The sequence below is a fragment of the Leucobacter sp. PH1c genome (assembly GCF_000633415.1).
Classification (GTDB): Bacteria; Actinomycetota; Actinomycetes; order Actinomycetales; family Microbacteriaceae; genus Leucobacter.
In genome coordinates this window covers 44,112-63,319 of the sequence record NZ_AYMV01000001.1, presented here as the reverse complement: position 1 = coordinate 63,319, position 19,208 = coordinate 44,112, and the positions used below count along the sequence as shown (strand labels likewise).

At 73.0% G+C, this 19,208-nt stretch carries 17 protein-coding genes; 2 read left to right on the top strand and 15 right to left on the bottom strand.

Annotated features, from left to right (window positions below):
• Positions 1–4: 4 nt before the first annotated feature.
• From U874_RS0100280 to U874_RS0100255, 6 genes are all read right to left on the bottom strand, one after another.
• Entirely contained in the window at positions 5–1,231 is a 1,227-nt protein-coding gene (locus tag U874_RS0100280; protein WP_025132548.1) for a pyridoxal phosphate-dependent aminotransferase, read from the bottom strand.
• 30 nt (positions 1,232–1,261) lie between these two features.
• Entirely contained in the window at positions 1,262–3,133 is a 1,872-nt protein-coding gene (locus U874_RS0100275) for an ABC transporter ATP-binding protein (RefSeq protein WP_025132547.1), read from the bottom strand.
• A 64-nt stretch (positions 3,134–3,197) separates the two neighbouring features.
• Positions 3,198–4,511 (bottom strand): chloride channel protein, encoded by a 1,314-nt coding sequence (locus tag U874_RS0100270; protein WP_025132546.1) that lies wholly within the window; start codon positions 4,509–4,511, stop codon positions 3,198–3,200.
• Entirely contained in the window at positions 4,508–5,188 is a 681-nt protein-coding gene (locus U874_RS15600; protein WP_198525794.1) for a two pore domain potassium channel family protein, read from the bottom strand. The genes U874_RS0100270 and U874_RS15600 overlap by 4 nt, the downstream gene beginning before the upstream one ends.
• Positions 5,189–5,234: 46 nt before the next feature.
• The gene (locus U874_RS0100260) at positions 5,235–6,098 is read right to left on the bottom strand and encodes a fumarylacetoacetate hydrolase family protein (RefSeq protein ID WP_025132544.1); all 864 of its coding nucleotides are present in this window, start codon (positions 6,096–6,098) and stop codon (positions 5,235–5,237) included.
• Entirely contained in the window at positions 6,098–7,090 is a 993-nt protein-coding gene (locus U874_RS0100255) for a C-terminal binding protein (protein WP_025132543.1), read from the bottom strand. The genes U874_RS0100260 and U874_RS0100255 overlap by 1 nt, the downstream gene beginning before the upstream one ends.
• A 77-nt stretch (positions 7,091–7,167) precedes the next feature.
• Here U874_RS0100255 and U874_RS0100250 point away from each other — a divergent pair, with 77 nt between their 5' ends.
• Together U874_RS0100250 and U874_RS0100245 are read left to right on the top strand one after the other, a co-directional pair.
• Positions 7,168–7,935, top strand: coding sequence for an SDR family NAD(P)-dependent oxidoreductase (locus U874_RS0100250; protein ID WP_025132542.1), 768 nt, complete (start codon positions 7,168–7,170; stop codon positions 7,933–7,935).
• 65 nt (positions 7,936–8,000) lie between these two features.
• A complete protein-coding gene (locus tag U874_RS0100245) occupies positions 8,001–8,342 on the top strand; it encodes a nuclear transport factor 2 family protein (RefSeq protein WP_025132541.1) in 342 nt (113 codons plus the stop codon).
• Positions 8,343–8,432: 90 nt separating this feature from the next.
• Here the strand turns inward: U874_RS0100245 and U874_RS0100240 are convergent, their stop codons facing one another.
• The 9 genes from U874_RS0100240 to U874_RS0100200 all read right to left on the bottom strand — a co-directional run bounded on the left by U874_RS0100240 (position 8,433) and on the right by U874_RS0100200 (position 19,207).
• Complete coding sequence (locus U874_RS0100240; protein WP_025132540.1) at positions 8,433–9,251, bottom strand: SDR family NAD(P)-dependent oxidoreductase; 819 nt, start codon at positions 9,249–9,251, stop codon at positions 8,433–8,435.
• A gap of 99 nt (positions 9,252–9,350) precedes the next feature.
• Positions 9,351–10,451, bottom strand: coding sequence for a mandelate racemase/muconate lactonizing enzyme family protein (locus U874_RS0100235; RefSeq protein ID WP_025132539.1), 1,101 nt, complete (start codon positions 10,449–10,451; stop codon positions 9,351–9,353).
• Positions 10,448–11,290: an SDR family NAD(P)-dependent oxidoreductase gene (locus U874_RS0100230; RefSeq protein WP_051582725.1), complete on the bottom strand. Its 843-nt coding sequence runs from the start codon at positions 11,288–11,290 to the stop codon at positions 10,448–10,450. The genes U874_RS0100235 and U874_RS0100230 overlap by 4 nt, the downstream gene beginning before the upstream one ends.
• Positions 11,291–11,385: 95 nt before the next feature.
• Positions 11,386–12,837 (bottom strand): hypothetical protein, encoded by a 1,452-nt coding sequence (locus U874_RS0100225; protein WP_025132537.1) that lies wholly within the window; start codon positions 12,835–12,837, stop codon positions 11,386–11,388.
• Positions 12,834–14,564, bottom strand: a complete 1,731-nt coding sequence (locus tag U874_RS0100220) for an ABC transporter ATP-binding protein (RefSeq protein ID WP_025132536.1) — start codon at positions 14,562–14,564, stop codon at positions 12,834–12,836. Before U874_RS0100220 ends, U874_RS0100225 begins: the two co-directional genes overlap by 4 nt.
• Positions 14,561–15,430 (bottom strand): ABC transporter permease, encoded by an 870-nt coding sequence (locus U874_RS0100215; protein ID WP_025132535.1) that lies wholly within the window; start codon positions 15,428–15,430, stop codon positions 14,561–14,563. The genes U874_RS0100220 and U874_RS0100215 overlap by 4 nt, the downstream gene beginning before the upstream one ends.
• Positions 15,423–16,385 (bottom strand): ABC transporter permease, encoded by a 963-nt coding sequence (locus U874_RS0100210; protein ID WP_025132534.1) that lies wholly within the window; start codon positions 16,383–16,385, stop codon positions 15,423–15,425. Before U874_RS0100210 ends, U874_RS0100215 begins: the two co-directional genes overlap by 8 nt.
• Before the next feature lies 1 nt (position 16,386).
• Positions 16,387–17,928 carry an ABC transporter substrate-binding protein gene (locus U874_RS0100205; RefSeq protein ID WP_025132533.1) on the bottom strand — a complete coding sequence of 514 codons (1,542 nt, stop codon included), beginning with the start codon at positions 17,926–17,928 and terminating at the stop codon, positions 16,387–16,389.
• 346 nt (positions 17,929–18,274) lie between these two features.
• Complete coding sequence (locus tag U874_RS0100200) at positions 18,275–19,207, bottom strand: SMP-30/gluconolactonase/LRE family protein (protein WP_025132532.1); 933 nt, start codon at positions 19,205–19,207, stop codon at positions 18,275–18,277.
• Position 19,208 lies beyond the last annotated feature (1 nt).

Sequence of the window (19,208 nt, the reverse complement as noted above, 5' to 3'; positions counted from 1 at the left end):
ACGCTCAGTCCCGCCGGATCTCGGCGAGGTGCTCCGCGATCCGCCCGATCGCCTCCGTCAGCACGGGGACGCTCGGCAGCGTGACGAAGCGCAGGTGATCGGGCGTCGGGAGGTTGAAGCCCCGCCCGTTCGTCACGAGCACGCGCGTGGCGCGCAGCAGCTCGATCACGAAGGCCTGATCGTCCTCGATCGGGAAGCGCTCGGGGTCGAGCCGCGGGAAGAGGTACATCGCGCCGCCCGGCAGCACGCAGCTCACGCCCGGGATCTCGGTGAGCAGCCCGTGCGCGGTGTCGCGCTGCTCGCGCAGCCGTCCGCCCGGCGCGCAGAGCTCCGCGATCCCCGAGCCGTCGCCCCCGGGCGCGAGCGCCACCGGGATCGCGTGCTGAGCCGGCGCATTCGCGCACATCCGCATGTTGGCGAGGAGGGTGAGCCCCTCCAGGAAGTCGCGCGCCCGCGCCCGGTTCCCGGAGGCGACGAGCCAGCCCGCGCGGTATCCCGCCACGCGCTGCACCTTCGACAGGCCGCCGAAGGTGAGGCACAGGGTGTCCGCCACGTGCCGCGCCGCGTGCTCGTGCCGCGCGCCGTCGTACAGGATGCGGTCGTAGATCTCGTCCGCCATGAGCACGACGCCGTGCCGCTCGGCGAGCGCCGCGAAGCCGCGCACGAGTTCGGGCGGGTACACCGCGCCCGTCGGGTTGTTCGGGTTGATCAGCACGATGCCCCGGGTCGCGGGAGTGATCAGGGCCTCGACAGCGGCGAGATCCGGCAGCCAGCCCTGCTCCTCGGCGCACGGGTAGTGCACCGCGCGGCCGCCCGCGAGCGTCACCTGCGCCGTCCACAGGGGGTAGTCGGGTGCCGGGACGAGGATCTCGTCGCCCGTGTCGACGAGTGCCTGCAGCACGAGCGAGATGAGCTCGCTCACGCCGTTGCCGATCAGCACGTCGTCCGGCCCGACCCCGGGCACCCCCGCGGCCGTGTAGGCGGCGGCGACGGCCTCGCGCGCGGGGAGGATCCCCCGCGAGTCGGTGTACCCCTGCGCGATCGGCAGCGCGCGCTCGACCGCCTCGACGATCTCGGGCGGCGCCGCGAAGCCGAACGGCGCCGGGTTGCCGATGTTGAGCTTCAGGATCTGCTGCCCCGCGCGCTCGAGGCGCTCGGCCTCCTGCAGGATCGGGCCCCGCACGTCGTAGCGCACACCGGCGAGCTTGCGGGACTGGGTGATCGGACGCACGGGAAGATCCTACTCCGCGGCGGCCGCGCCCTACTGCTGCTGCGAGTAGAGCTCCGCGTACGCGCCGGCGCTTGCGAGCAGTTCCTCGTGCGTGCCCGCCTCGAGGATCCGCCCGGCCCCGACGACGTAGATCCGGTCCGCGTCGACCACGGTCGAAAGCCGGTGCGCGATCGCGATCGTCGTGCGCCCGCTCCGCGCGTCCTCGAGCGCGTGCTGCACAACCCGCTCGTTCACGGTGTCGAGCGCGCTCGTCGCCTCGTCGAGCACGAGCACGCGGGGGTTCTTGAGCAGCACGCGCGCGATCGCGATCCGCTGCTTCTCGCCGCCCGAGAGGCGGTAGCCGCGCTCGCCGACGATCGTGTCGTAGCCCTCGGCGAAGCCCGCGATCGTGTCGTGGATGTTCGCGAGCCGCGCCGCCCGCTCGAGCTCCTCCTGGCTCGCGTCCGGCTTCGCGTAGCGCAGGTTCGCCGCGATCGACGCGTGGAACAGGTACGGCTCCTGGGTGACCACGCCGATCCGGTCCATGAGGGCCTCCTGCGCGAGACTGCGCACGTCGTCGCCCCCGTAGCTCACGGTGCCCGAGGAGGCGTCGTACAGGCGCGGGATCAGGTTCCCGATCGTCGTCTTGCCCGAGCCCGATGCGCCGACGAACGCCACGAACTCGCCCGGCGCCACGGTGAACGAGATGCCGTCGAGCGTGGGGCGGTCCTCCGGCCCCGCGTCCGGGTAGCGGAACGTCACGTCGGCGAACTCGATCCGGCCCGCCCGCCCCGCAGCGTCCGAGGGCTGCGCCGCATCGGGGGCGTCGACGATCGCCGGGGCGAGATCCAGGTACTCGAAGATGCGCGCGAACAGCGCGCTCGAGGTCTGCAGGTCGAGCGCGATCCGCATGAGCGCCATGAGCGGGAAGAGCAGCCGCGACTGCACCGTCGTGAACGCGACGATCGTGCCCGCCGTGATGCCCGGGTCGAAGCCCGTGCCCTGCGCCTCCGCGAGCAGCCAGCCCGAAACCAGGTACACGATCGCCGGCACCGCCGACAGGAACACCTGCACGAGCGCGAAGAACACCTGCCCGCTCATCGTCTGCTGCACCTGCAGCGCGATCTGGTTGCGGTTCTCGTCGGCGTAGCGCTCGGTCTCCGCCTGCTGCCGCGAGTAGGTCTTCGCGAGGAGCACGCCCGAGACCGAGAGCGCCTCCTGCGTGATCGCCGTCATCTCGGACAGCGATTCCTGGGTGCGGCCCGCGATCCGCGCCCGCACCTGCCCCACCCGACGCTGTGCGAAGACCAGGACGGGCATCAGCACGAGCGCGACGATCGTGAGCTGCCAGCTGAGCAGGATCATCGCGACCGCCGCGGCGATCACCGTGACCGTGTTGCCGATAATGTTCGACACCGTGTTCGTGAGAACGTTCGCGACGCCGCCGACGTCGTTCTGCAGGCGGGACTGGATGACGCCCGTCTTCGTGCGGGTGAAGAAGCCGAGCTCCATGCGCTGCAGATGGGAGAACAGCCGGACGCGCAGGTCGCCCATGACGCGGTTGCCCACGCGCGCGGTGAAGTAGGTCTGGATGATGCCGAGCCCCGACGAGACCACGAACACGACGATCATCGCCACGACGAGCCAGGTGAGGATCGGGAGGTTCGGCCCGGAGCCGTCGACCGGGAACAAGCCGTCGTCGAACACCCGCTGCGTGATGAGCGGCGGCAGGATCGCGAGCGCGGCCGAGACGATCACGAGCGCGATGATCACCGCGAGCGGGCCGCGGTACGGGCGGAAGAGCTCCGCGATCCGCTTGCCGAGGCCCGCCACCTTCGGCGCCTGGCTGTTCAGCTCGCGCTGCCGCGCGGCGTCGCCGCCCGAGACGCGCGAGCCCCGGCCACCGCCCATTCCGCCACCCATGCTCATGCTCGGAGCATAGCGGCGATGGGGCGCGGGGTGGGGGCGGTTCCGGGGTGCGGCCGATTCACCGCGCGCGCGACGAGGAACCGGGCGGCGTGCCGGGCGGCGTGCCCGGCGGCGTGCCCGGCGCCGCATCGGGCGCCGCTCCGGCCGGGGCCTCCGGCTCCGCGCGGGGCGGGAAGCAGAGCTTGTCCACCACGATCCCGCAGCCGATCCCGACGAGCAGCGGCACGATCACCGGGCCGTCGACCACGAGTACGAGCAGCAGGAAGGCGGCGAGCGGGCGGCGCCAACCCACGGTAACCGTCGCGGCCATCGCGATCATCACGGCCGAGGCCGGATCGAGCCCGGGGAGGAGCGCCGCGCACGCCGCGCCCGCGGCCGCCCCGATGAAGATGAGCGGGAAGATCTCGCCGCCGCGCCAGCCGGAGGCGAGGCAGAGCACGAGCGCGACGAGCTTCGCCACGGCGACGAGCGCGAGCGGCATCCAGGCATCGTCCGCAGCGAGCGCGTTCACGGTGCCGAGGTCGTGGTGCCCGGAGAAGCGCACGAGCGGCACGGCGGCGGCGAGGAGCGCGAACAGCACGGTGCCGGCCACGGTCGCGAGCCAGGGGCGGCGCAGCCGGGCTGCGAGCCGCTGAGCGGCGGGGAGCAGGATCCGGAACAGCACGCCGAGCGCGAGGCCGGCGAGCACGGGGATGACGAGCAGCCAGTCGGCGCCCGGGCTCGGCGCGGGCAGCGGGACGGCGGTGACGCCCTCGCCGCCGAACACGTTGCGCGCGACCCAGAGGAACACCACGAAGCCGGACACCGCCGCCACGAGCGAGGCGAAGCGGCTCGGCGTGAGGCGATCCCCGTCGAGCGCCGCCGCCGCGGGCGGCGAGGCGTAGAGCCCGCCGAGCGTGCCGGCCGCCCCGGCCTCGGAGATCGCGCGGGCTCCGGCCTCGTCGCGGGCGATGAGCCGGGACACGATCGCCGAACACTGGGCGACGACCGCGAGCAGCCCCGCCTCCGGCCCGATCGCTCCGCCGAACGCGACGGCGACGATCGCGCTGAGCGCCGTCACGATGATCGTGCGGCGGGAGCGCTGCCAGGGCCGCTCGGTGTCGCGGAGGAGCTCGTCCATAGTCTCGGTGGGCGCGATGCGCGCGAGCAGGATCAGCAGGGCCCCGCCGAGCAGGATCGTGAGGGCGATCCGCGCCGGGCCCGCCGCCTCGTCGCCCCAGACGAGGTGTTGGAGCGCCATCATCCCCTGGAACGTGAGGATCGCGATGAGCCCGGCGAAGCCGCCCATCAGGATCGCGGTGATGAGCGGCTTCGCGGTGGCGCGGAGGCGCGCGGCGCGCGAGGGCGGTCCGGGAAGTTCGCCGGGGGTCACTCGGCCTCCGGCCGCTCGGGTGCTGCGGGCCGGGGCTCCGCTGGCTCGGCACGCCGCTCAGCGCGCCGCTCGGGTGCCGCGCCCGCCGCGCCCGACGCGCCCGCGGGCCAGTGATCGGCGCCCCCGCCCCGCACCCGCACGAGCGTGCGCTGCGCGATCCGCGAGAGCTCCGCGCCGAACAGGCCGAGGAAGACGAGATCAAAGACGAGGATGAGCGACACGAGGGCGCGCGCGAACTGGCCGACCGCGTGGATGTCGCCGTAGCCGGTCGTGGTCATCGTGGTGAGCGTGAAGTAGAGCGCGTCGATGCGGGTCTCGATGCCCGAGAACTGCCCGGGCATCTCCCGCGCCACCGTGAAGATGCCGAGCGCGCACGCGACCGCCACCACGAGGAGGAGCGCGAGGAGCCGGAACAGATTCGACCCGCGCATGAACATGCGCACGAGCACTGCCGCGAGGAGCAGCGAGGAGCCGATCGCCAGGGTGATGAGCCACCACGCGGTGCCGTCCTGCGCGGAGAGCGGCACGGTCGCGAAGAAGATGAGCAGGGCGACGACGATGCCGATGGTCGCGACGGTATCGCGCCCCACGCGGCTCGCGGGAACTCTGGGGCGCGCGGGAGTTCCGGGGCTCTCGGGGTGCGCGGGGTCCCGCGGATCGGCGCTCGGTCTGCTCACCCGTTCAGTGTCCCACGGCCGGCGGCCAGGGCCCGGGAGCCCGCGCTCAGGCGGCGGGCAGCACCGCGGGGCGCAGGCGCTGCGTCTGCTCGCCGAGCCCCTCGATCCACATCGTCATCTCGTCGCCGTCCCCGAGGTAGGGGAAGTTCCCGGAGAGCGCGACGCCCTTCGGGGTGCCCGTGTTGATCACGTCGCCCGGCTCAAGCACGAGGTACTGGCTCAGGTGGTACACGAGCCCGTCGACCGGGAAGATCATGTCGGCGGTCGTGGAGTCCTGCCGAGTCTCGCCGTTCACGCGCGAGCCGAGGCGGAGGTTCTGGTAGTCCACCTCCGCGGTGGGCACGAGCGCCGGGCCGAGCGGGTTGAACGTCTCCGAGCACTTGCCCTTCGACCACTGGCCGCCCGACTGCTCGAGCTGGAAGTCGCGCTCGGAGACGTCGTTCGAGATCGTGAAGCCGGCGATGTGGGCGCGCGCCTCGGCGGGGCTCGCGAGGTAGCGTGCGCGCTGCCCGATCACGACGGCGAGCTCGACCTCCCAGTCGACCGTCTGGGCGGTGGGCGGCAGGAACACGTCGTCGAACGGACCGACGACGGTGTTCGGGGTCTTCAGGAAGACGACGGGCTGCTCGGGCGGCAGCGACCCGGACTCGGCGGCGTGTGCCGCGTAGTTCATGCCGATGCAGATCACCGCGGAGGGCCGCGCGATCGGGGCGCCCACGCGGAACGAGCGCCAGTCGGCGAGCTCGGGCAGCGCGCCCTCGGCGAGGGCGGCGCGGACCCGCGCGATGCCGTCCGCGGCGAGGAAGGCGCCGTCGATATCGGCGGTCAGGGAGCTCAGCTCGTAGACGCGCTCGCCGTCGCGGACGACGGGGCGCTCCTGGCCGGGCTGGCCGAGTCGCATGAGTTCCATCAGGCACCTACCTCCTCGCGGCGCGTCAGCGCCTCCGGGTTGAGAATCGCGGGCACCGGGCGGCCCGCGACGAAGTCGACGACGTTGCGCGCAGCGTGCACCGGGAGGTCGGCGAGCGCCTCCGGCGAGTACCAGGCGGCGTGAGGGGTGAGCAGCACGCGGTCGCTCGCGCGCAGGCGGCTGTCCGCGGGGAGCGGCTCGGCGGCGAACACGTCGAGCGCGGCTCCGCCGAGGTGACCGGACTCGATCGCGTCGGCGAGCGCCTCCTCGTCGATGAGGGGGCCGCGGCACGTGTTCACCACGACCGCGCCGGGGCGCATGCCCGCGATGCTGCGCGCGTTGAGGAGGTGGCGGGTCTCCTCGGTGAGCGGCGCGTGGAGCGTCACGATGTCGGCGCCCGCGAGCGCCTCGTCGAGCGTGGCGGGGACGACGCCCGCCGCGGTCGCTGCGGCGGCGTCGAGGAACGGATCCGAGACGAGCACGCGGAAGCCGATCGCGGTGAGCGAGGCGGCGACCATGCGGCCGATGCGGCCGTAGCCGATCACGGCGACGGTGCTCGCGGAGGGGCGGATCGACATGGGCTGCGCGTCGACCGCGGCCCAGCGCCCGGCGCGGACGGCGGCGTCGTAGCCGGCGAGACCGCGGGCCTGCGCGAGCACCATGGCGATCGTGTGCGTGGCCACCTCCTCGACGCAGTAGGTGGGGGTGTTCGCGACGGCGATGCCGCGCTCCGTCGCCGCGGCGAGATCCACCATGTCGACGCCGATCCCGAGCCGGCTGATGAGGCGCAGCCGCGGCATGCCGTCCATCACCTCGGCGGTGATGGGGGCCCACTGCACGACGAGCGCCGTCGCGTCGCGCCCGGCGGCGATGAGCTGCGCGGGATCGCGGGTCTGGGCGGCCTCGACGCGGAGGCCGGCCGCGGCCAGCGTGTCCCGGGCGGCGGTGCCGGGGAGATCGCTGTCCGTGAGGAGTACGAGATCAGAGTTCATGCATCGAATGCTATAGCATCTAGCAAACACGCGCCACTCCGGTGCGCCGGGCCCGAAAATGCTATAGCGTTCTGAGTATGACTCTCCGATACGCACTCATCACCGGGGCGAGCTCGGGCATCGGCACCGCCGCCGCGCTCGCACTCGCCGCCGACGGGAACGCCGTCTGGCTCACGTACACGGGCGGCGAGGCCGCCGCCCGCGAAGCCGCGGACGCCTGCATCGCCGCGGGCGCCCCCGAGGCCCGCGTCTCCCGCCTCGACCTGCGCGATCCCGCCTCGATCGACGCCCTCGTCGCGGAGGTGGAGGCCACGTGGGGCCGGCTCCACGTGCTCGTGAACAACGGCGGCGTGTGCCCCTACCGCGCCTTCGACGACATCACGATCGACGAGTGGGACGCCGTCATGGAGACGAACGGGCGCGGCACCTTCCTGCTCACGCGCGCCGCACTCCCCCTGCTGCGCGCCGCCGCGGGCACCCCCGAGGCGCCCGTCGACCGCGCGGTCGTGAACCTCTCGTCCATCGCCGGCCAGCAGGGCGCGCTCAAGACCGGCATGCACTACGCCGCGAGCAAGGGCGCGATCCTCGCCCTCACGCGCTCCTTCGCCCGCCACCTCGCTGGCGAGGGGATCCGCGTCAACGCCGTCACCCCCGGCCCCGTGGTCTCCGCGATCACGAACCACCTCCAGGGCCCCGCGCGCGACGCGCTCACGGCGTCGATCCCGCTCGGCGACTTCGGCCAGCCCGAGGACGTCGCCTGGATCATCGCGGCGCTCGCCTCCCCCAAGGCGGCCTTCACCACGGGGGCCACCTACGACGTCAACGGCGGCGTCCGGATCGACTAGTTGCGGCGCGGGGCCCGATCCCGCCCCCGCCTCCCCCACTTTCCCCGACTGCGAAGGAGCATGCCATGCCCGTCCCCAGCCAGACCGCGCTCGCCACGGTGACCGCCCAGGTCGACGCGTTCAACGACCACGACCTCGACACCTTCGTCGGCACCTACGCGAAGGACGCCGTGATCACCGGCGTCGGCCCCGAGCCGATCGTCGGCCGCGAGGCCATCCGCGCCTTCTACGCGCCGCGGCTCGAGAACCCCGAGCTCCGCTGCGAGATCGACACGACCGTGCTGTTCGGCGAGCGCTGGGTCGTCGCGCAGGAGCGCGTCATCAACGCGGGCGTCGCGACCGAGACGATCGCCACGTTCGACGTCGTCGACGGGCTCATCGCGCGCGCCTCGATGCTGAAGGCGTAGGGCGCGAAGCGCAGTGCCCCCGGCGTCCGCGGACACCGGGGGCACGGCGCTGCCGGGCACTGCGCTGCCGGGCGCTGCGCTGCCGGGCGCTCACGCGTCGCGGCGCTCCCGCACCAGTCCGTAGGCCTCGAGCAGCGCGGGATCGACCTGCGGGCGCCCGAACGACGCCGTCCACGCCCCATCGACCGCGATCGACTGGCCGCTGATGTACGGCGCCTCGTCGCCGAGCAGGAACGCGGTCACCGCCGCGACCTCCTCCGCGCGCGCGATCCGGCGCATCGGCGGCCCCTCGGCGAGCCCGCGCTCCTCCGCCTCGGGATCGGCCGCGCGCGCGATCTGCGCCTCGAGGTGCGGGGTGCGCACGCCGCCCGGGGCGACCGTGTTCGCCCGGATGCCGAGCGGCCCGTAGGTGACGGCGATGCTGCGGCTCAGCGCGTCGATCCCGGCCTTCGTGAACTCGTAGGCGGCGTGATCCGCGAACGCCGCCCGCCCGTGGACCGAGCCGATGTTGACGATCGAGCCGCCCGAGCGCTGCGCCGTGAAGGCCTCGACGGCGGCCGTCGCGCCCCAGAGGGTGCCGAGGCCGTTGATGTCGATCACCTCGCGCACCGTGGCCTCGTCGAGGCGGTGCAGGGGCGTCGTCTTCGTGATCCCCGCGTTGTTCACCCAGCCGCCGAGCGGCGCGAGCTCACGGGCGCGGGCCGCAGCCTCGGCGTGCGCGGAGCGTTCCCGGGAGTCGCCGAGCACCACTGCGGCGCAGATCCCCGCTTCGAGGGTGCCGGATCCGGGGCTCCGCTCGAGGCCGACGACGAGCCAGCCGTCGGCGGTGAGCCGCTCGGCGACCGCCCGGCCGATGCCCTTGCCGCTGCCGGTGACGACGGCGCTGCGCGCCGGAGTGGTGGGGGTCATCGGGGGCTCCTCAAGGGTGGCTGGTGACTGGGTGGAGGGGTGGCGGGTGGGGCAGAACTGCGGAATCGGGGTGAGGGATCGGGGCGCGTGCCGCCGAGCCTACGCCCCGAAGGCGAAGTGCTCGGGGCGGAGGGCAAAGCCGAGCCCGGGGGCCGACGGCGGCGTGGCGCGGCCGCCCGCGAACGTCGGGCCGCCCGTCGTGAGCAGCGGCGAGGGGTCGTAGGGGTTCCCCTCGGGGCGCCGGTTGAAGGTCTCGACGCCCGCGCCCAGGTGCACGCTGATCTCCGGGTACACGTGGCAGGAGACGGGCACGCCGCGCTCGGCGCACCAGTCGCGCAGCTCGCGCGCGGGGGTGAGCCCGCCCACGGCGACGACGTCGATCCTGAGCACGTCGACGGCGCCGCCCGTGACGAGCGCGCGGAGCACGGCCGGATCGGTCACCTCGTCGCCGACCGACACGGTGAGCCCCGTCTCCCGGCGGATGCGCGCGCAGCCCGCGACGTCCTCGGGCAGCAGCGGGTCCTCGAGCCAGGCGAGCTCGATGTCGCCCCAGGCGCGGATCTCGGCGAGGGCCGCGTCGGCGTCGCGCCAGCCGAAGCCGACGTCGACGACGAGCCCGCAGGTGGCGGGCAGCGCGCGGTTCAGCGCGCGGATCAGCTCACCCATGTAGGCGGGATCGGCCGCCCGCGAGATCTTGACGAGCGGCCAGCCCTCGGCGGCCTGCTCCACGACCTCGGCGACCACCTCGGCGACGGGCCGCTCGGGGGTCGGGTAGGCGGCGACGAGCATGGTCTCCCGCGGGCGCGCGTCGGCGCCGAGCAGCTCGCGCACGGGGCGGCCGGCGCGCTGCGCCGCGACGTCCCAGAGCGCGATGTCGACGAGCCCGATCGCGCGGCGCACGAGGCCCACCCGCCCGACGATGGCCGATCCGCGGAGCATGCGCTCCCACACCGCTTCGGGCTCCGAGCTGTCGGAGCCGAGCGCGTGCGGCGCGACGAGGCGGTCGACGATCTCGGTCATGGGCGCCTCGCGGCTCAGGCAGTACGCCGAGCCGACGAGGCCATCGGCCGTTTCGAGCCGCACGCCCGCGTACTCGCGCCGGGTGACCGTCATCGCACCGAGGTGCAGCGGGGCAGGCAGCGGCAGCACGGCGTTGGCCGTGCGCACCGCGGTCACGCGGCGTGCAGGCGTCTCGCTCACGGCGTCGGCTTCTTCGCGAGCGGCACCCCGTAGTCGATCATGAATCCGCCGTCGACGTAGAGGGTCTGGCCGTTCATATAGGAGGCCTGGTCGGAGACGAGGAAGCTGACCGCGTTCGCGATCTCGCTCGCCTGAGCGAGGCGCTTCGCGGGGATGCGGCTGAGGATCGTGTCGAGGCTGAGCGTGCCCGCCTCGACGCCCTGCCGGAACACGCCCGTGTCGACGTAGCCCGGGGCGACCGCGTTGACGCGCACGCCGCGCGCGGCCCACTCGGCTCCCGCCGTGGAGGTGAGTCCGATCACCGCGGCCTTCGTGGTCGAGTAGGGGGCCCGGCCCGCCGAGCCGCGTGCCGACACCGAGGAGATGTTGACGATCCGGCCGCCCGCCTCCTGCCCGAGCATCTGCCGTCCCGCGGCCTGGAGCGCGTTGAAGACGCCGTGCAGGTTGACGTTGACCACGGCCTCCCACTCGCCCCAGCTGAGATCCTCGATGCCGCGATGGCGCTGGATCCCCGCGTTGTTCACGAGCACGTCGATCCCGCCGAACTCGGCCGCGATATCGCCGAAAACGCGCGCGACGGCGGCGTGGTCGGTGACGTTCAGCTCGCGCCAGAGCGTGGGGCGGCCCGCGGCCGGGGTCCCTGCGGCGGCGTCCTCCGCGGGCAGCGGCTCGGCGGTGAGCCCGGGCACCATGTCGCAGGCGATCACCGTGTAGCCGTCGGCGACGAGGCGGCGGCCGATCTCCCAGCCGATCCCGCCGGAGCCGCCGGTGACGATCGCCACGGGCGCGCGGCCCGCCGGGGCGGTGTGGGGTGCGGGAGAAGCGGACGGCTGCGTCATGATGCCCTTTCGAGGTGGTGGTGCGGTGATGCGGTGATGCGGTGGTGCGGTGGTGCGGTGATGCGAGAACCCGTGGTGCGAGAAGCGCGCGGCGGCTAGCCCGCTGGCCGGTCGAGCAGCTCGGCCACGAGCGCTGCGGCGTGCTCCTCGAGCCGGTCGAGGGATCCCGCGCGGAGCGGCGTCTGCCAGGCCTGGTACGCCCCGCGATCGTACGCGTCCTGCGTGGGCAGGTACACGAAGCCGGGTCCGTTCGTGAGGTTCGCGACGAGGATCGGGGTGCCCGGGAAGCGGGCGCGGAGCGTGGTCTGCAGGCGCGAGTAGGCCTCGCCGGGGTGCGCGACGAGCACGGCATCGCCGAGCCGCCAGGCCCACACGGGGTGCTGCACGGTGGGGCCGTCGATGTAGCCGTCGCGAAGGTTGCGTGCCCGGCCGAGCCGTTCCTCGCGGCTGCGGGGGTCGATGTCGGCCCAGCTCGCGGCGAGCTCGTCGAGGCTCGGGAGATCGACGAGCTCAAGCTCGGCCGAGGCCGTCACGCCGGCGATCTCCGCGCCGCCCGTCGCGGGCGCGGGCGCCCACACGGCGAGCGGGGCGCCCGATTCGACGATGCCGCCGAGTGCGAGCTCCGCGCCGGGAACGGGCAGCGAGTCGAGCGCGGCGAGCACGGCATGCCCCAGCGAGCGCCCGTGCCGGTCGGCCACGTCGAGGTCGCCCGTGTACTGCTCACGGGGCGCGAGCTCGCCCGAGGCCCCCTGCAGGAAGAGCACGGGGGCGCCCGTCGCCTCCGCGACGAGGGCGCGCATGCCGCCCACGTAGTCGGGCGAGACGAGCCGGTTCTGCCACGACAGCGTCGTGGGGTGGCAGGCGTAGTTGACGATCGTGCCGAGCACGTCCCCGTCCTCCGCGGTGATCCGGCCCACGAGCACGGTGTCGTCCGCGGTCTCCTCGGGGTTGTACCCGACGAGGGCGCGGCCGTCGACGTCGAGCTCGCGGTTCGCGGCGAGCCCGCAGCGTCCCGTCGCCCACTCGATCCGGCCGGGTGCGGCGTTCGCGATCGCCTCGCGCGCGGCCGCGATCGCGGCATCGGCGAGCGCGTCGAGGTAGCCGGGGATCAGCTCGCCGCCGTCGAGGTGCGCGTCGGCCGCGCACAGCACGGGCCCGGCGTGGGTGTGCGAGAGCGAGAGCGTCAGCGCGTCGGCGGGAAGCCCGAGCTCGGCCAGCACCCGGCCGCGCACGCCCCACTCGTCGGCCACGCGACGCCACCAGGTGCCATCGGCGGTGATGAGCACGCGCGGCGCGGTGGCGCCGTCACGCGCGACGATCGCGAGCGCCGTCAGCGTCATCTCGCGGTGCGCGCCCTCGGCGCGCTCCCAATCGGCCGGGCCCCAGTTCTTCGCACGGATCCCCACGGGCGGGGTGATGTCGCGCGTCGCGATGCCGAGGCTCGCGCTCGTGCGGGGCACGCGCAGGCGATCCCCCAGCCGCGTCGACCCGGGCTGCACCCCGGCGCTCACCTCGGCGCTCACGCCAGCGCCCACCTCGGCGCTCACGCCGCCGCCTCCGCCTGGAGCTCGGCCGCGAGTCGCGCAGCCTCCCTGCGGCGCTCGCGCTCGATCGTCGGATCGGCGACGGGGATCGCCGCCATGAGCGAGCGCGTGTAGGCGTGCTGCGGGTTCGCGAACAGCTCGTCGCGGCTCGCCTGCTCGACGATCGTGCCGCGGCGCATCACCGCCACCGTGCTCGACATGTAGCGGATCACCGCCAGATCATGGCTGATGAACAGGTACGTGAGGCCGAGGCGAGCCTGCAGATCCCGGAGCAGGTTGAGCACCTGCGCCTGGATCGACACGTCGAGCGCCGAGACCGACTCGTCGAGCACCATGAACTCGGGGTCGAGCACGAGCGAGCGCGCGATCGCCACGCGCTGGCACTGCCCGCCGGACATCGTGCCGGGCAGCCGGTCGTTGAAGCCCTGACCGAGCCCCACGAGCTCGAGCGTCTCGGCGACCTTCTCGCGGCGCTCCTGCGGGGATCCGATGCCGTGGGCCTCGAGCGGCGACGCCACGATCTGCGCGACCGTCTGGCGCCGGTTGAGCGCCGAGAAGGGGTCCTGGAAGACCATCTGCATGTCGCGCCGCGCGCTGCGCAGCTCCTTCCCGCGGAGCGCGTGCACGTCGCGGCCCCCGATCGTCACGGTGCCCGCGTCGACGTCCTGGAGCGCCAGCACGGCCCGCGACACGGTCGACTTCCCGCTGCCCGACTCGCCCACGAGGCCGAAGGTCTCGCCGCGGCGGATGTCGAAGGAGACGTCGTTGATCGCCGTGACCGACTGGCCGCCGCCCAGGTGGAACGTCTTCTGCAGCTTGCGCACGCTCACGAGCACCTCGCCACGACCGGCCACCTCGGCCTGCGCGGCGAGCCGGCGCGGCGCCACGCCCTCCGCGGCGAGGATGTCGGCGCTCGTGGGGATGGGCGTGTTCACGTCGACGGTGAGATCGACGACCGCGCCGAGCAGCGAGCGCGAGTAGTCGTGCTGCGGGTTCGCGTACAGCTCGGGGGCGGGCGCGGACTCGATGATGCGGCCGTGCCGCATCACGTGGATCTCCTCGCAGAAGCCCGCGGCGACGCCGAGGTCGTGCGTGATGAGGATCACGGCCGTGCCGTGCTCCTCGGCGAGGCGGTCGAGGAGGTCGATGATGCGCGCCTGCGTGGTGACGTCGAGCGCGGTCGTCGGCTCGTCGGCGATGAGCACCTCGGGGTTGCCGGACATCGCCATCGCGATCATCACCCGCTGGCGCATGCCGCCCGAGAACTCGTGCGGGTACTGGCTCATGCGCTGCTCGGGGAGCGGCACGCCGACCTCGGTAAGCAGTTCGACCCCGCGCGCGTGCGCCGCGCGCTTGCTCACGGCGCTGTGGAGGCGGATCGCCTCGATGAGCTGCGCGCCGATCGTCATGACCGGGTTCAGCGAGCTCATCGGGTCCTGGTAGACCATCGCGACGCGGCCGCCGCGCAGCTTCTCCATCTGGCGCTGGCTGAGCTCGGTGAGCTCGGTCTCGCCGAGGCGGATGCTGCCGCCGAGCGTGGCGCCGTCGGTGAGGCGCATGATCGACAGCGCCGTGAGCGACTTGCCGGATCCGGACTCGCCCACGATGCCGATCTTCGCGCCGCGGCGCAGTTCGAAGCTGATGCCCTGCACGGGCTGCGCCTCCCCGTAGCCCACGGTGAGGTCGGTCACGGTCAGCACGGGTGCGTCGGGGGCTGCTGCGCGGCTCATCGCTTCCGTCCCTTCGATTGCGCGGTCTCGCCCAGCTGGTCGGCCAGCAGGTTGAGCATCCAGATGGTGATGAAGATGAAGATGGCCGGGAACAGCACGTAGCCCGTCGACTGGTACATCTTCTGGTAGCCCTGCTGCACGAGCGTGCCCCAGGTCGCCTCGGGCGGCTGGATCCCGAGCCCCACGAAGCTCATCGAGGCCTCGAGCAGCAGCGCGTTGGCCGCATTGATCGCGGCCTGCACCGTGATGGGGCCGGCGACGTTCGGGAGCACCTCGCGGGTGAGGAGGCGGCCCTTCGAGGCGCCGTACGAGACGGCGGCCGTGAAGTAGTCGGCCTGGATCTCGCCCAGCACGGAGGAGCGCACGAGGCGCGCCGTCGTCGGGGTGAGGAGCACGCCGATGATCACCGCGAGCTTCACGGGGGTCGCCCCGAACGCGGAGATGAACACGAGCGCGAAGAGCATCTGCGGGATCGCCATGACCGTGTCGGCGAGGCGCATGAGTACCTCGTCGAGCCAGCCGCGCAGGAACGCGGCGGCCATACCCCAGATCGTGCCGATGACCATCGCGACGGCGGTCGCGCCGAGCACGATGAAGAGAGTGAGCTGTCCACCGTGGAGCACGCGGCTCAGCAGGTCGCGGCCGAGCTCGTCGGTGCCGAACCAGTGGGCGGCGCTCATCCCGGCGAAGCGGTCGGAGGACTGCGCGGTCGGGTCGTAGGGGGCCACGAGCGGGGCGGCGATGCAGGCGATCGCAATGACGCCGAGCACGCCGACGGCGACCCAGGTCTGCCACGGCGTGCGGCGGAGGGCGCCCCCGCGGCGCATGATGGGCAGGAGCAGTTTCTGGGTGGTGAGATTAGCCACGGTTCTTCCCCACTCGCAGACGCGGGTCCAGGACCCCGTACAGCAGGTCGACGATCAGCGACGTCAGGATGAACATCGCACTGATGAGGAGCACGACGGACTGCAGCACGGCGTAGTCGCGCTTGAACACTGAGTCGATCGCGAGCGAGCCGAGCCCGGGGATGCCGAACACGTACTCGATGATGACGACGCCGCCGAGCGTGTACCCGACGATCAGGCCGAGCATCGTGAGGCCCGGGATCAACGCGTTGCGCAGGGCGTGCCCCACGACCACACCGGCCCGGTCGACGCCCTTGCCGCGCGCCGTGCGGATGAACGGCGCGGCGAGCGTCTCGATCATCGAGGCCCGCAGGAAGCGGATGAGGAGCGGCGCGGAGGCGAGCGCGAGCGTGATCGACGGGAGGATCATGCCCACGATATTGAGCGCGGGATCCTCCGAGAAGGGCACGTAACCGCGGGCGGGGAGCCAGCGCAGCGTCACCGCGAAGACCACGATCAGCACGATGCCGATGAGGAACTGCGGGAGCGCCATGCCGGCGGTGGAGATCGCGGTGAGCACCCGGTCGAGCCAGCCGAGCGGCTTGAGCGACGCGAACACCGCGGTGGGGACGGCGATCACGAGCGCGAGCAGCACCGCGATCAGCGTGAGCTCGAGCGTGGCGGGCAGGCGCTGCGCGATGAGCTCGTTCACGGAGAACTGGTTGAAGTACGACTGGCCGAAGTCGCCGCGGAACATGCCGCCCACCCAGTTCAGGTACTGCTGCCAGATCGGGGCGTCGAGCCCCGCTTCGGCGCGAAGCCGCTCGATCATCTCCGCGTCGACGCCGGGGGTGGAGCCGAGACGAGTGATCACCGGGTCGCCCGGCAGGAGCCGGAGGACGATGAAGACGAGGAGCGAGGTGGCGATCAGCATGAGGATGCTGATCGCCACCCGCCGAAGGATGAATCTGGTCACGTTATCCCTTGAAGCTGGCGTTCTCGAGGTGGAGCTGGCCGCCGCCCTCGACCCAGACCCCGCCGAGCGCGCTGTCGGTCGCGGTCACCACGGTGGCCTGGATCGGAACGATGAGCGGCACCTCGCGGTTGATGATGGTCTGCACCTCACCCCACTTGGTCTTGCGCGCCGCCTCGTCGGGCTCGCCGACGGCCGCGTCGAAGGCGCTCTCGAAGTCGGGGTTCGCCCAGTTGCACTCGCAGCGGCCCTCGCGGTAGAAGTTCAGCGAGTACGCCGGCTCCGGCGGCGTCGACTGGAAGTTCGGCACGATCGTCGCCGGGTAGCTCTTCCCCGCGGGGTAGAACTTCTCGACCCAGGTGCCGATGTCGTTGTTCTCGATCTTCAGCGTGATCCCGATCTCCTTCAGGCTGGCCTGGAGGATCTCGGCGCTCGTGTTCCACTCGGGGTACTGCCCGGCGACGCCCCACCAGGTGAGCGTGGTGCCCTCCGTGACGCCCGCGGCCGCGAAGAGCTCCTTGGCCTTGTCGAGGTCGTAGCTGTAGTCGGTGAGGTCGCCGCCGTACCAGGGGTTGTTCTCGCCGAGCGCGTTGTTTGTCGGGGCGAGGTGCCCCTGCTCCGCGTAGGCGGCCTCGAGGATCGCGTCGCGGTCGATCGCGTAGGCGAGCGCCTGGCGGGCGCGCACGTCGTTGAACGGGGCGGAGGTGGTGTCCATCTCCCAGCTCGGCCACTGGCTCGGGTTCTCGGGGCGCACGAGCGAGACGGCCGAGTCGCCCTCGAACTGGGCGACGTCGCCCTGGGGCACCGACCAGAGCACGTCGATGTCGCCCGAGCGCAGCCCGGTGACCGCGGCGGTCGACTCGGCGGCCTTCTCGATCGTGATCGTCTCGAGCGCGGGCGCATCGCCGAAGTAGTCGTCGTTGCGCACGAGGGTGACGGAGTTGTCCGGGGTGAACGACTTCACGGTGTACGGGCCGGTGCCGATCGGGTTCTTGTCGATCTGGTCGAGCGCGTCCATGTCCATCACCTTGACCCACACGATTCCGGCCGGGAAGGTGGCGGTGGGGGCGTCGAGCTGGAACTCGACCGTGCGCTCGTCGACGGCGGTCACGCTCGTGATCGCCTCGATCTTCGTCTTCTCCTGCGTGGAGGTCTCGGGCGCGAGGTAGTACTCGAACGAGGCGACGACGTCGTCGGCCGTGAGTGCCTTGCCGTTGGAGAACGTGACGCCGTCGCGGAGCGAGAAGGTCCAGGTCTTCTGGTCGTCGCTGACGGTCCACTTCTCGGCCAGATCGCCCTCGATCTCGCCGCTTTCGCTCGTCTCCGTGAGGCCGTTCCAGAGCAGGGGGAAGAGCACTTCCTCCCACGCGAAGGTGCGGATCGCGGGGTTGAGCTGGGGGATCCCCTGCGCAGCCGCGACGGTGATCTCCGCGGGGGCGTCCCCGCCTGAGCCCGACCCGAGCGTGCCGCCGCCAGTGCCGGCACAGGAGGTCAGGGTGAACAGGGTGGCGAGGGCCAGGGCGCCCGTCGCAAGCTTCTTTCGCAACAACATTGTTCCTCCAAGATGATGGCCGGCACTCAACTGCATGCCGTCGCTATAGTATCTAGCATAAGCCCTCCGGTGTCCATCCGCGGACCGGAACAGCGGGTGAAATCTTCCCGCGCGCGGCGGGATCGGGCCGGATCAGGCGGGGCCTGGCGGGATCGCGCGGGGCCTGGGGGGATCGCGCGGGGTGAGCGTCGGCCGGCCCGACCGGATCCTCGGGGGCGGATCCGGAGCGCGCAGCGTCCCGCCGCTGCCGCGCGAGGCTCTGGACCGCTGCCGCGCGAGGCTCCGGGCCGCTGCCGGCCGCTGCGGCTGCTGCTGCTGCTGCTGCTGCCCGAGCCTTCCGCTACTCCTCCGCTTCGCGCAGGCGGGCAACGGCGGCCGCGGGAACGTGCGCGAGCGCCCCGCTCCCCGCCGCGTCGGCGGCCCGGGTGATCACGAGCCCGCCGTCGGGCAGTTCGGCGAGCGCCGTCGGCCGGGCGCCCGCGACCCGGATCGCCCCGACGCACCGCACCGCGTGCGCCGATTCCGGGCGGAGCCGCAGCACGACGCTCCCGCCCCAGATCGCGCTCCACAGCGCGCCGCTGCGATCGACGAGCAGGCCGTCGGGCAGGGCCTCGGCGCCCGCCCCGGGCACCGGGATCCGCCCGAGGGGCTCCCCCTGAGCCGTGTAGCTGCGGATCTCGCCGCCGAGCGTGTCCGTGGCGTACGCCACCGCGCCGTCGGGGCTCCAGCCGATCCCGTTCCAGCAGGCGGCAGGACCGTCGAGGGCCTGCGCCACGGCCTCGGCACCGGCTCCGGTGGCAGCCTCGGCACTGGCGGCACCACCCCCCGCCGCGACCCGGAAGAGGGTGCCCGCCGGCGCGTCCTCCGCGCCGAGGTTCATCGTGCCGAACCACACGGACCCGTCGGGCGCGACGGCGCCGTCGTTGATGCGCACGGGGGCTTCGGCCGGGGGCACGGCGCACACGAGCTCGCGCTCCCCGGTCGCCCAGTCGACGCGGAAGAGCCCGTCCGGGAAGCCGACGAGCGGCGACTCGGGGGCGGCGGGATCCGGCGCGACGAAACCAGGCTCGGCGGGGAGCTCGCGCGACACGTAGGCGGCGCGATCATGCAGCCGCGCGATCGGTGCGCGCCAGAGCCGCCGATCCGAGATGTCGACGAACCAGAGCGTGCGCCCGTCCACGGAGACGCGCGGAGACTCCGCGAGCCGCAGCCCGGCGGGTCCCGGGAGGTCCTCCGCGACGGCCTCGGCCGCGGTGGGCCACTCGGTGCGCACG